11 protein-coding genes are annotated in these 12,623 nt (G+C 65.6%); 5 read left to right on the top strand and 6 right to left on the bottom strand.

Features of this window, described 5'->3' with window-relative positions; translation table 11 throughout:
* Nucleotides 1–40 precede the first annotated feature (40 nt).
* Both G3N99_RS07765 and G3N99_RS07760 read right to left on the bottom strand, forming a co-directional pair.
* Nucleotides 41–925, bottom strand: coding sequence for a polyprenyl synthetase family protein (locus G3N99_RS07765; RefSeq protein WP_069251092.1), 885 nt, complete (start codon nucleotides 923–925; stop codon nucleotides 41–43).
* Nucleotides 922–1,215: an exodeoxyribonuclease VII small subunit gene (locus G3N99_RS07760; RefSeq protein ID WP_174937013.1), complete on the bottom strand. Its 294-nt coding sequence runs from the start codon at nucleotides 1,213–1,215 to the stop codon at nucleotides 922–924. The genes G3N99_RS07765 and G3N99_RS07760 overlap by 4 nt, the downstream gene beginning before the upstream one ends.
* A 270-nt stretch (nucleotides 1,216–1,485) precedes the next feature.
* Between G3N99_RS07760 and G3N99_RS07755 the strand changes: the two genes are divergently transcribed.
* Nucleotides 1,486–2,592, top strand: a complete 1,107-nt coding sequence (locus tag G3N99_RS07755; protein WP_174937012.1) for an aromatic ring-hydroxylating dioxygenase subunit alpha — start codon at nucleotides 1,486–1,488, stop codon at nucleotides 2,590–2,592.
* Nucleotides 2,593–2,709: 117 nt separating this feature from the next.
* The gene (locus G3N99_RS07750; protein ID WP_174937011.1) at nucleotides 2,710–3,579 is read left to right on the top strand and encodes a sulfurtransferase; all 870 of its coding nucleotides are present in this window, start codon (nucleotides 2,710–2,712) and stop codon (nucleotides 3,577–3,579) included.
* Nucleotides 3,580–3,633: 54 nt separating this feature from the next.
* Here the strand turns inward: G3N99_RS07750 and G3N99_RS07745 are convergent, their stop codons facing one another.
* From G3N99_RS07745 to polA, 3 genes are all read right to left on the bottom strand, one after another.
* Nucleotides 3,634–4,509, bottom strand: a complete 876-nt coding sequence (locus tag G3N99_RS07745; RefSeq protein ID WP_174937010.1) for a dienelactone hydrolase family protein — start codon at nucleotides 4,507–4,509, stop codon at nucleotides 3,634–3,636.
* Between the two features lie 423 nt (nucleotides 4,510–4,932).
* Entirely contained in the window at nucleotides 4,933–6,267 is a 1,335-nt protein-coding gene (locus G3N99_RS07740) for an NAD(P)/FAD-dependent oxidoreductase (protein WP_041493352.1), read from the bottom strand.
* Nucleotides 6,268–6,538: 271 nt separating this feature from the next.
* Nucleotides 6,539–9,292: a DNA polymerase I gene (polA, locus tag G3N99_RS07735; protein ID WP_206122055.1), complete on the bottom strand. Its 2,754-nt coding sequence runs from the start codon at nucleotides 9,290–9,292 to the stop codon at nucleotides 6,539–6,541.
* A gap of 1 nt (nucleotide 9,293) precedes the next feature.
* On the opposite strand from polA, the gene G3N99_RS07730 reads away from it, so the two are divergent.
* Nucleotides 9,294–10,052 carry a TIGR00730 family Rossman fold protein gene (locus G3N99_RS07730; RefSeq protein ID WP_011355812.1) on the top strand — a complete coding sequence of 253 codons (759 nt, stop codon included), beginning with the start codon at nucleotides 9,294–9,296 and terminating at the stop codon, nucleotides 10,050–10,052.
* A gap of 392 nt (nucleotides 10,053–10,444) precedes the next feature.
* Nucleotides 10,445–10,741 (top strand): hypothetical protein, encoded by a 297-nt coding sequence (locus G3N99_RS07725; RefSeq protein ID WP_206122054.1) that lies wholly within the window; start codon nucleotides 10,445–10,447, stop codon nucleotides 10,739–10,741.
* A 154-nt stretch (nucleotides 10,742–10,895) separates the two neighbouring features.
* Here G3N99_RS07725 and G3N99_RS07720 read toward each other — a convergent pair whose 3' ends face one another.
* Nucleotides 10,896–11,828 (bottom strand): LysR family transcriptional regulator, encoded by a 933-nt coding sequence (locus G3N99_RS07720; protein WP_206122053.1) that lies wholly within the window; start codon nucleotides 11,826–11,828, stop codon nucleotides 10,896–10,898.
* 164 nt (nucleotides 11,829–11,992) lie between these two features.
* Between G3N99_RS07720 and G3N99_RS07715 the strand changes: the two genes are divergently transcribed.
* The gene (locus G3N99_RS07715; protein WP_241011527.1) at nucleotides 11,993–12,451 is read left to right on the top strand and encodes a cupin domain-containing protein; all 459 of its coding nucleotides are present in this window, start codon (nucleotides 11,993–11,995) and stop codon (nucleotides 12,449–12,451) included.
* The last annotated feature ends 172 nt before the right edge of the window (nucleotides 12,452–12,623 follow it).

Raw genomic sequence — 12,623 nt, 5'->3', positions numbered from 1 at the left:
TGCACGCACCGTAGCATGTGCGCGGCGGCGGGCTTTCGCGTCAGCTGACCCGGTTCACTACCAGGTCGGCAAGTTCGGCGAGACGCTGTGCGCGTGCGCCGAACGGTTTCAGCGCGTCGTGCGCTTCGGCGCGCAGTTGCGCTGCGAGCTCGCGCGACGCCTCGAGGCCGAGGATCGATACATAGGTCGGCTTGTCATTCGCCGCATCCTTGCCGGCCGTCTTGCCGAGCGTCGCCGAATCGGTCGTGACGTCGAGAATGTCGTCGACGACCTGGAAGGCCAGACCCACGGCCCCCGCGTACACATCGAGCGCAGCCATCGTTTCCGCGGACGGCGTCTCGCCGGCCAGCGCGCCCATCCGCACGGCCGCGCGCAACAGTGCGCCCGTCTTCATCCGGTGCATCGTCTCGAGCTGCTCGCGCGTCAGCTTGAGGCCGACGCTCGCCAGGTCGATCGCCTGCCCGCCGGCCATGCCGATCGAGCCGCTTGCCAGCGCCAGCTCGCGCACGAGCGCAGCCTGCTGCACCGGCGACAGCGCAGCGGCGTCGGTCAGCGCAACGAACGCCTGCGACTGCAGCGCGTCACCGACCAGCAGTGCCGTCGGCTCGTCGTACTGCACGTGCACGGTCGGCTTGCCGCGACGCAGCGCGTCGTCGTCCATGCACGGCATGTCGTCGTGCACGAGCGAGTAGACGTGGATCATCTCCAGCGCCGCTGCCGCCGCATTGCGCGCTGCTTCCGTCGCGCCGGTCAGTTCGCCTGCTGCATGGCACAGCAGCGGGCGAACGCGTTTGCCGCCGCCGAGGACCGCATAGCGCATCGCCTCGTGGAGTTTCTCCGGCACCGCGGTTTCAGCGGGCAAATAGTGGCCGAGTGCGTCCTCGACACGGTCAAGCACAGACCGCATCCATTGTTCGAATGTCATAGATCGTCGTCTTCGCCGTCCGTGGCGGCCGTTCCGGACGAAAGCGGCTTCAGCGTCGCGCCGTCGAGCACGCGAACCTGCTGCTCCACTTTCTCGAGCTGCTGTTGGCAAAACGCAACGAGGGTCGCACCGCGGCGATACGCCGTCAGTGAATCCTCGAGGCTCAGCGCGCCGCCTTCCATCCGGGTAACCAGCGTCTCGAGTTCCGCGAGCGCCATCTCGTAATTGTCCGGCAACGGTTCGGTGCCATTGCCGGGCGGCGTGGCGCCTGGGGATGCGGTTTTCGCCATGGACGAGGGTGTCAAATTTCAAAACAAGTCGGACATTCTACGGCAAAAGAGAATTTTCCGACCTGCCGTCTTGGCACCCGGGTCCATATTCCGGCCCCATCTTCGACACACATTGTGCGCCTTCCGATTGTCGCCCGACAAAAAATTGACACAAATCAGGCACTTAATCCTAGCCTTGCGAGGCGAACCGGGTATAATTCCCCGTTTCCCTAAATCGATTTTTCGATGGTTGGGTTGTTCACTGCTTTCACGCTAACACCGGGAGTGGGAATGTCCAATCTGAGCGACGCGCTTCAGTTGAAGTCGGCTCACAGCCAGCTTCCAGTCACTGCATATTTCGATGAGGCGCTACTCGAGCGCGAGATCGAAACCCTCTTCAAGAAAGGACCTCGTTACGTCGGGCACGAGTTGATGGTGCCCGAGGCGGGGGATTATTTTGCGCTGCCGTCCGAGAAGGAAGGCCGCGTGCTGGTTCGCAACCAGGCGAACCAGATCGAACTGCTGTCGAACGTCTGCCGTCACCGGCAGGCGATCATGCTCAACGGGCGCGGCCACACGCAGAACATCGTGTGCCCGCTGCACCGCTGGACGTACGATCTGGAAGGCGAGTTGCTCGGCGCGCCGCACTTCCCCGACAAGCCGTGCCTGAACCTCGGCAAGAGCCCGCTGCAGAACTGGCAGGGGCTGCTGTTCGAGGCCGAAGGCAGGAATGTCGCGCGCGACCTCGCCAACCTCGGCACGAAGCATCACTTCGACTTCTCCGAGTACCACTTCGATCACGTCGAAGTGCACGAGTGCGACTACAACTGGAAGACGTTCATCGAGGTCTACCTCGAGGATTACCACGTCGTCCCGTTCCACCCGGGCCTCGGCAGCTTCGTGTCGTGCGACGACCTCAATTGGGAGTTCGGCGACTGGTACAGCGTGCAGACGGTCGGCGTGCACAACGCCCTTGCGAAACCGGGCAGCGCGACTTACCAGAAATGGCACGAGCAGGTGCTGAAGTTCCGCAACGGCGTGCCGCCGGAGTTCGGCGCGATCTGGATGGTCTACTACCCGGGCCTGATGATCGAGTGGTATCCGCACGTGCTCGTCGTGTCGTGGCTGATTCCGCAAGGCCCACAGAAGACGACCAACATCGTCGAGTTCTATTACCCCGAGGAAATCGCGCTGTTCGAACGCGAATTCGTCGAGGCGGAACGCGCCGCCTATATGGAAACGGCCGTCGAGGACGACGAGATCGCGATGCGGATGGACGCAGGCCGCCGTGCGCTGATGGCACGCGGCGAGTCGCAGGTCGGCCCGTACCAGAGCCCGATGGAAGACGGCATGCAGCACTTCCACGAGTTCCTGCGCCGCCACCTCGGCGACATCTGACAACCGGTGCGGCGCTTTGACGCTGCATGGCATCCGGCAGACGAAAAGACGGGCTTCGGCCCGTCTTTTTTTGTTTAGACTTGGAATGTCAGGCCATTCGCACTCCAGGGAGCCGTCATGCCACACACTCACTACACCACGCTCATCTCCGCCGCCAATCTCGCCGAGCGCCTGGCGGCGGCGCCCGGCAGCGTCGCACTGTTCGACTGCCGCTTCGATCTCGTCGATCCCGCTGCGGGCGAAGCCGCGTATGCGGCCGGCCATCTCCCCGGCGCCCAGTACCTCCATCTCGACCGCGACCTGTCGGGCCGCAAGACGGGCACCAACGGCCGCCATCCGCTGCCGACCCGCGACGCACTCGCCACGCTGCTCGCGAGCCGCGGCCTCAAGCAGGGCCAGCAGGTCGTCGCGTACGATGCGCAAGGCGGCGCCTATGCGGCGCGCCTGTGGTGGCTGCTGCGCTGGCTGGGCCACGATTCGGTTGCCGTGCTCGACGGCGGCCTGCAGGCCTGGGAGGCAGCCGGCCAGCCGCTGGCAACCGACGCACCGAAACCGGCCGCCGGCGATTTCCGCGCGGCGACGCCGCTCGAATCGACGGTCGACGCAGCAGCCGTGCTCGCCAATGTGAATGCACCCACGCGTGTCGTGATCGATGCGCGCGCACCCGATCGCTACCGCGGCGAAAACGAAACGATCGATCGCGTGGGCGGCCACATCCCCGGCGCACGCAACCGCTTCTTCAAGGACAACCTGACCGCCGACGGCCGCTTCAAGACCGGCCATGAACTGCGCGAGGCGTTTTCCGCCGTGCTGGCAGGCACCGAACCGAACCGCGTGATCCTGCAATGCGGCTCCGGTGTCACCGCATGCCACAACGCGCTTGCGCTGGAGGTTGCAGGCCTGCACGGCGCGTCGCTGTATCCGGGCTCGTGGAGCGAATGGAGCGCCGACCCGTCGCGGCCGATCGCAACCGGCCCGACGCCGTAAGCGCCGACGCGGCGCAGTCGTAACGAAGCGGCGGCATGTGCCGCCGCTTGCCGTTTACATCACGCCGTAGTGGCGAAGCCACGCGATCGCGCGCTTCCAGCTCTCTTCCGCATCGGCCTTCACATAGCTCGGCCGGTAATCGGCAAAGAACGCGTGACCGGCATCCGGATACACGACGATCTCCGATTCGCGCGCGAGCTTCGAATCGCTCGCCTGGATAGCCTTGCGCATGTCCGCAAGCGAAGCCTGCGTGATGTTCGCATCCTTCTCGCCATACAGCCCGAGCACCGGCACCTTCAGCATCGATGCATGATCGACCGGGTTGAACGGCGTCATCTCGTCGGTCTTGCCTTCGACGAACCCGTACCATGCGACGGCCGCACGCACGTGCGGATTGTGCTCCGCGTACAGCCAGCTCTGGCGGCCGCCCCAGCAGAACCCGACCACGCCGAGACGCGACAGGTCGCCGCCGTTCTTCCCGGCCCACGCGACGGTCGCATCGAGATCCTCGGTCACCTGCCGGTCCGGCACCTTGCTGACGATGTGCTCGACCAGATCCTTGATCGTCGGATACTTCGCCGCATTGCCCTGCCGCGCGAACAGGTCCGGCGCGATCGCGAGATAGCCGAGCTTCGCGAAGCGGCGGCAGACATCGGCGATGTGCGCGTGCACGCCGAAGATCTCGTGGATCACGATGACGACCGGCAGGTTCGTCTTGTCCTTCGGTTGTGCGCGATACGCGGGCACGCTCGCGTCGCCCGAGCGGATCTCGACGGTGTCGACGTCCAGCCCTTCGCTGTCGGTCGTGACCGTCTGCGCCGACACGGGCAGCACGGCCGCCGCGAAGGCACCGCCCAGCGCGGCCTGCATGAACTTGCGGCGCGAGAAAGGAACGTGGGGAACCAGGCTGTCGACTTCGGGTTTCAACATGAATGCACTCCTCGATTGGGCGCCGCCGTCACGATCACGGACACGGCATGACGGGGCATCGCGCCGGCGCGCGGCGCGGATGTTGCGGCGGTTGGCACCCCGCCGCAAACGGAAACCCGGACACGATGCCTAATAATCCGTTGTCACGTCAACTGTCGGATATGTAAGACTCGATTACGGCATGTTGATTCGACACGTCGATCGTCACGCAAAAACCCTCCAGCGGCCCGTCGAATCGCGATGCAACAAACCGCCTGTCGATCGCCGTTGCGCGATCGGATGCTTGCGAATTGAAACGAAAAGCACGCGGTCGATATTGCCCGTCACGCGCAGGCACGGCAGCCCGGCTACCCGCAATGAACAACGGGCGAAGACTGCGCACGACGTGCGCACTCCCCGCCCGCTTCCCGCGCGAACGCGCGCTCAGTGCAGCTTGACGCGCGGCAGCGTCGTGCGCCGCAGCCAGTGCGCGACCGTGTCGAGCATCATCCGCGGATAGCCGTGCAGCGCGGCGATGTGCATCCGGTACAGCGACATGTACATGAAGCGTGCGAACAGCCCTTCGATCAGCATGTTGCCGCCGATCAGCCCGCCCATCAGGTTGCCGACCGCGCTGAAATGGCCGAGCGACACGAGCGAGCCGAGGTCGCGATACGTGAATTCGGGCAGCGGGCGCCCGTCGAGCCGGCAGCCGATTGCCTTCAGCAGGAAGTTCGCCTGCTGGTGCGCAGCCTGCGCGCGCGGCGGCACGTTGCGCTCGTTGCCGGGCCATGCACAAGCCGCACAATCGCCTAGCGCGAACACGTTGTCGTCGGTAAAGGTCTGCAGCGTGCGGCGCACGTCGAGCTGGCCGAGCTTGTTGACCTGGAGACCATCGAGATTGGCGAGCACGGACGGCGCCTTGATGCCCGCGGCCCAGACCGTCAGGTCGGCACGCACCGTCTTGCCGCTCGCCGTATGGACGGCCCCGGGTGCCACCTCGGTCACGCGCTCGGCGAGCATCAGCCGCACGCCGATCTTTTCGAGCAGTTCGGCTGTCGCCGACGACACGCGCTCCGGCAACGCCGGGAGGATCCGCGGCCCCGATTCGATCAGCACGATGCCGACGTCGTGTCGCGGGTCGAGCTTGTGCAGCCCGTAGGCCGACAACACCTGCGCGGTGTTGCGCAGCTCGGCGGACAGCTCGACGCCGGTCGCGCCGCCGCCGACGATCGCGACCTGGATGCGCGGCTCGGCCGCTTCACCCGGCGCGGTCGGCGCCGGCGGCTGATGCTCGGCGCGCATGCACGCGGCGATCAGCCGCTTGCGGAAGCGCTCGGCCTCGCCAACGGTGTCGAGCGCAATCGCGTTTTCCGCCGCGCCCTGCACGCCGAAGAAGTGAGTCGTGCTGCCGATCGCGATCACGAGCGTGTCATATTCCAGCTCGCGCGCCGGCAACAGCTCCTCGCCGTCGCTGTCGTTGATGGGCGACAGCGTGATGCGCTTCGCCGCGCGGTCGAGCCCGGTCAGCCCGCCCTGCTGGAATTCGAAGCCGTGCCAGCGCGCCTGCGCCGCGTACTCGAGTTCCTGCGTGAACGGGTCCATGCTGCCGGCCGCGACCTCGTGCAGCAGCGGTTTCCAGATGTGGGTCGGATTGCGGTCGACGAGCGTGACAAGCGCCCGCGCAGAACGATTGCCGCGCGCGCCGTAACGGTCGCCGAGCCGCGTCGCCAGTTCCAGGCCGCCCGCGCCTCCGCCTACGATGATGATCCGATGCATCTGTTCCCCCTTTGCGATTCGAAACTGCTGCCGCCGGACAGTGCGAACGCAATGCATTCGCGCGACCCGGTGGATTAACCGGTTCGGACATCATCGATGTGCAGTTCGAAGCACTTCGATGTTTCCAACCCCGGAACGCGGGGCGCGCATGCCCCCGTGTCAATGACATGCATTGTCCGGGAGCTTGCGCGTTGACCACAAGCAAACCATCTCGATATTCAGCATCCCTGCAACAATATGCCGCAGGAATCGGGAACCGCGCGGCGGTGCGTCAGTGTGCCTCTTCCCAGTTCGCGCCGGCGCCCACTTCGGCAACCAGCGGCACCTTCAGCTTCGCCACGCCGCACATCATTTCCGGCAGTTTCTCGCGCACCAGCGACAGTTCACCGTCGGGTACCTCGAGCACCAGTTCATCGTGCACCTGCATGATCATCCGCGACGCCAGCTTGTCACGCGTGAGCCAGTCGTCCACCGCGATCATCGACAGCTTGATCAGGTCGGCCGCCGTGCCCTGCATCGGCGCATTGATTGCCGCACGCTCGGCCGCCTGGCGGCGCGGGCCATTGCCCCCGTTGATCTCCGGCAGCCACAGGCGGCGACCGAAAACGGTTTCGACGTAGCCCTTCTCCTTCGCTACCGAGCGCGTGTCTTCCATGTACTGCGCGACGCCCGGGTAGCGGGCGAAGTAGCGGTCGATATAGAGCTTCGCCGCATCGCGCGTGATGCCGAGGTTCGATGCGAGCCCGAACGCGCTCATCCCGTAGATGAGCCCGAAGTTGATCACCTTCGCAATCCGGCGCTGGTCGGAATTGACCTCCAGCGGCGTCACGCCGAACACCTCGGCGGCCGTCGCGCGGTGGATGTCCTCGCCCTGCGAGAACGCGCGCAGCAGCGACGCGTCGCCCGAGATGTGCGCCATGATCCGCAGTTCGATCTGCGAATAATCGGCCGACACGATCCGGTGGCCCGGCGACGCGATGAATGCCTCGCGGATCCGCCGGCCCTCGGCCGTGCGCACCGGAATGTTCTGAAGATTTGGATCATTCGACGCAAGGCGGCCCGTGACCGCCACGGCCTGCGCGTAATTCGTGTGCACGCGGCCCGTGGACGGGTTCACCATGCGCGGCAGCTTGTCGGTATAGGTCGACTTCAGCTTCGACAGCCCGCGATGCTCGAGCAGCAGCTTCGGCAGCGGGTAGTCCTCGGCCAGCTTCTGCAGCACTTCTTCGTCGGTCGACGGCGCGCCGCTCGGCGTCTTTTTCACGACCGGCAACTGCAGCTTTTCGAAGAAGATCTGCCCGATCTGCTTCGGCGAGCCGAGATTGAATTCGCCGCCCGCCAGTTCGTACGCCTGCGCTTCGAGCTCGATCAGGCGCGTCGCGATTTCGGTGCTCTGCGCCTGCAGGCGCGCATCGTCGATCAGTACGCCCGTGCGCTCCATCTTGCGCAACACGAGCGACACGGGCATCTCGATCTCGCGGTACACGTGCAGGAGGCCCGGTTCGCGCGCAACCTGCGGATACAGCGCGTGATGCAGCTGCAACGTGATGTCCGCATCTTCGGCCGCGTATTCGGCGGCCTGCGTGAGCGCGACTTCGTCGAAACCGATCTGCTTCGCGCCCTTGCCGGCCACGTCTTCATACTTGATCGTCTTGACGCCCAGATGACGCAGCGCAAGGCTGTCCATGTCGTGCGTGCGATGCGATTCGACCACGTACGATTCGAGCAGCGTGTCGTGCTCGATGCCGTTCAGCGCGATGTCGTAGTTCGCGAGCACCTGCGCGTCGTACTTCAGGTGCTGGCCGACCTTCTTGCGATCGGCCGATTCGAGCCACGGCTTCAGGCGCGCGAGCACTTCGTCGAGCGGAAGCTGCTCGGGCATGTCGGGGCCGCGATGCGCAACCGGCAGGTACGCCGCCTTGCCGGGCTCGACCGAGAACGACAGGCCGACCAGCCGCGCGAGCATCGGGTCGAGCGAGGTCGTCTCGGTGTCGAACGCGGTCAGTGCGGCCGCGTCGATCTTCGCGAACCACGCGTCGAACTGCTCCCAGGTCTGGATCGTGTCGTATTCGCGCACGATGTCGGCCGCCACCACCGGCGCCGGCTCGCCTTCCGGCGCATCCGCGCCGCCGCCTTCCGCCGGCGCGCTGTCGACTTCGCGCAGCCAGGTCTTGAAGCCGTAGCGCGCGAAGATGTCACGCATCAGGTCGCGCGCTTCGCCGTCGCTCTTCAGCGACGCTTCGATCGATTCGAGATGCGGCGTGAGATCGCAAGCCGTCTCGACGGTCACGAGCGTGCGGCCGAGCGGCAGGAAGTCGAGCGCGCGGCGCAGGTTGTCGCCGACCACACCCTTGATCTCGCCCGCATGCGCGATCACGCCGTCGAGGCTGTCGTACTGCGCCAGCCATTTCACGGCCGTCTTCGGCCCGCACTTCTCGACGCCCGGCACGTTGTCGACGGTGTCGCCGATCAGTGCGAGGTAGTCGATGATGCGCTCGGGCGGCACGCCGAACTTCGCGATCACGCCGTCGCGGTCGAGCGTCTCGTTGGTCATCGTGTTGACGAGCGTGACGTGGTCGGTGACGAGCTGCGCGAGATCCTTGTCGCCGGTCGACACGACTACGTTCATCCCGTGCCGCTCGGCTTCGCGCGCGAGCGTGCCGATCACGTCGTCGGCCTCGACGCCTTCGACCATCAGCAGCGGCCAGCCGAGCGCACGCACGGCGCCGTGGATCGGTTCGACCTGCAATGCGAGGTCGGGCGGCATCGATGGACGGTTTGCCTTATAGTCGGCATAAAGGTCGTCACGGAACGTCTTGCCCTTTGCATCGAACACGCAAGCGCTATACTCTGCACTGACTTCCTTGCGCATACGGCGCAGCATGTTGATGATTCCGTAGAGCGCTCCGGTCGGCTCCCCGCCAGGGCCACGCAAATCAGGCATCGCATGGTAAGCCCGATACAGATAGCTCGAACCGTCAACCAATAGCAGGGTCTTACCTTCCAGATTTCGTTCTTCAGGCATTATGAACAAGAGAAAAGTGATTCCGAGTCTGCGTTCGCTCGCAGATCAAGAACGCGCGACGGCCAAGAAGGCCCGCGCATCGTGGCAGATGTTCACGATTATGGCAGAGTTTATCGAGGCGACCGAGTACCTGTCGGAGATCCGCCCGGCTGTCAGCATCTACGGTTCTGCCCGCCTCAAACCCGATACGCCGCACTACAAGCTTGCCGCGCAGATCGCGCGCAAGCTGTCCGACGCCGGATTCGCCGTGATCTCCGGCGGCGGCCCCGGCATCATGGAAGCCGCGAACAAGGGCGCGCACGCCGGTAAAGCGCCGTCGGTCGGCCTGAACATCGAGTTGCCGCACGAACAAGCCGGCAACCACTACCAGGACATCTCGCTGCGCTTCCGCCACTTCTTCACGCGCAAGGTCACGTTCGTGAAGAATTCGGATGCGGTGATCGTGATGCCGGGCGGCTTCGGCACGCTCGACGAGCTGTCGGAAGTGCTCACGCTGATCCAGACGAAGAAATCGCGCCTCGTGCCGATCATCCTCGTCGGCAGCGAGTTCTGGAAGGGGCTGCTGCAGTGGTTCCGCGACCAGCTCATTCCGATGGGCCTGATCAATCCGGAAGACATGGACCTGATGCAGGTGATCGATGATCCCGACCAGGTGCTCGACGCCGTGCTCGCGTTCTACGAGGACAGCGGCGAGGAAGAAGGTTCGGACGATGAAGGCCATCCGCCGCGCCCGGACGAAGACCGGATGTTCTACCTGTAATCCATCCGTGACGACTGCCGGCCCGACGGCCGGCGTACCGCTTCCCGCGCGGCAGGCATGGCGATCGCGCCACCTGCCGCGTGTCACTTTGTAACGCGCGATTAATCGCGCTTCGCGATCGTGCGCCGCGGAATGTCAAATCCGCACCGCCGGTGCCGTGCGACGCACGCGCCATCGTCCGTACATGTGGGCCGCCATTGTCAAATGACGCGGCCCGACGCCCACACCCTGCGCCTGCCGGCCGCCAATCCGCCGTAACAAACCCGCCTCGCGTTTTCCGTCGCGCGCCAGCACACTTCATGTGTCGGTGCGGCGTTTCCCCCGGTGGAACGATCCCCCCTCGCTTCCATCGTGTCGCACCGACCCTCTACAACGACATCACGGAAAAGAACATGCAACGCTCGCTGATCGCCCTTGCCTTAGCCGGCCTCGGCCTTTCGCTGTCCGGCCTCGCCCACGCCGTCAACGTCGACGTCAACATCGGCACGCCCGCACCGGTCGTCGTCGCGCCCGCGCCCGTCATGGTCGCCCCGGCGCCCGCGGTGATCGTCGGCTGGCATGGCGATCGTTACTACGACGGCCACCGCTACTGGGAACGCCGCGAGTGGGAAGACCATCAGCGTCATCATGGTCACGATGATCGCGGCTATCACTGCCCGCCGGGACATGCGAAGAAGGGTGAGTGCTGAGTCACACCGCTCGGCCGCTCGACCTACACAAGGCCGCCCGTGCGCTTCGGCGCCGGGCGGCCTTTTGATTTTCGACTGCTGCCGACATGAAGACGGGCGAGCGTGAAGCGATGATGCGCAGCCGCCCGGAGGCGCGCCCGCGATCAGGCACGTGTCATGCCGACGCTTCCGCAAACGAAAGCGATGCAAGATCCGGATGCGCGCCAAGCCGGTCGGCGAGGAAATCCATCAGCAAACGGCTCCTCCGCGGCAGGTGCATGCGCTGCGGCATGCACAGGTGGAGGCCATAACGGCAGGTCACGTGCCGGGTCAGCAGCGGCACGAGACGTCCCTCGCGAATGTGCGCGTGAACCGAATAGCCGAAGAACTGGCCGATCGCGGCGCCGCTCAGCACCGTGTCCAGTTCCGCATCGATGTCGTTGGTCGCGATGAACGGGTCGATCTGTCGTGTGTCGACACGACCATCAACCAGGAATTCCCACGGAAACGGCTTGCCCGTGCGCGGATAAAGGAATGCGGTGCAACGATGATCGCGCAGCGCGTCGATCGTCTGCGGCTCGCCGTGGCGACGCAGATACGCGGGCGCCGCGCAGACGATCAACTGCAGATCGGCGATGCGCCGCGCCACGAGCCCGCTGTCGGGCAGGTTGCCGGTCCGCACGGCGATGTCGATCCGCTGTTCGACGATGTCGGCCATGTCGTCGCTGACGATCAGTTCGGCCGTGACGCCCGGCTGCCGGTCGCAGAATTCGCCGAGCAGCGGCGCGAGAAAGCGTCGGGCCAGCGAATACGGCGCCGCAACACGGATCGTGCCGGCCGCCTGCGCCCGATCGTCGTCGAGCATGCGCAGCGCGCTCTCCAGTTCCCCGACAGCGCCGCGGCACTGTGCCAGCAGGCGTTCACCTTCGAGCGTCAGCACGATCCCGCGCGTCGAGCGCTGGAGCAGCCGCACGTTCAACAGCGCCTCCAGCGCTGCGACCTGCTTGCTGGCCGCTTGCGGCGTCATGCCCAGTTCGCGGGCGCCCGCGCTGATGCCGCCCGCGGCCGCGATACGGACGAATACCGTCAGCGCCTTCAACCGATCCATTCGCAGCTCCCGTCAAACCCGGAACGCCCGGGCAATCGTCCATGGCATCGCAACGCCTGCCCGACCGGTTGAATCGGTTTCAACCGGTCGGGTGCTATTCGCGCGGCACCCTGCTTCGCACAATGGCGCTGTCTTCGATACCCGTGGCCAAACGGCCCGCCGCCATGAACACACTTACATTTTCAGCCGTTTCGCGAACCGTGTTCGCGGCTGCATTGATCGTCGCTGGTTCGCCGCGTGCAACCGCGCAGGAAGCGGACGCGGGTGGTCGCGTGACCGAGACGGTACTGCTGCGAACCACGCATGCGTGGGACGGCTCGCGGTATCGCGCCTACCCGTCAGGACAACCGGAGATCTCGGTCGTACGCTACACGATTCCGCCGCACGCGGTATTGCCGTGGCACACGCATCCGTCGATCAACATCGGCTACGTGCTGTCGGGCCACCTGACCGCCGTGCGCCGCAGCGACGGCAAGCGGCTGGCGCTCGGCCCCGGCGACGTGGTGCCGGAAATGGTCGACGGCGCCCATCGCGGGGAAACCGGTGACGAGCGCGCCGAACTGATCGTGTTCTACGCCGGCTCGCCCGGCACGCCCCTGACGGTGCCCGACCACCAGGACTAAGCACCTCGACCATGCGCCGGCCCGCCGGCCAGCTTGCTTCCGCTTACATGGAGCCACTCTCGTCATGCCTGATTCACGAAGCTCGTCATCCTCTCCCGCCACGACGCGGCCCCGGCTCGACGGACGCGTCGCGCTCGTCACCGGCGGCGGCACCGGCATCGGGCGGGCGGCC

This window comes from Burkholderia sp. Ac-20392 (assembly GCF_017104585.1).
GTDB classification, from domain to species: Bacteria; Pseudomonadota; Gammaproteobacteria; order Burkholderiales; family Burkholderiaceae; genus Burkholderia; species Burkholderia lata.
The sequence above is the reverse complement of the archived record's forward strand: the minus strand, read 5'-3'. Positions and strand labels throughout refer to the sequence as shown.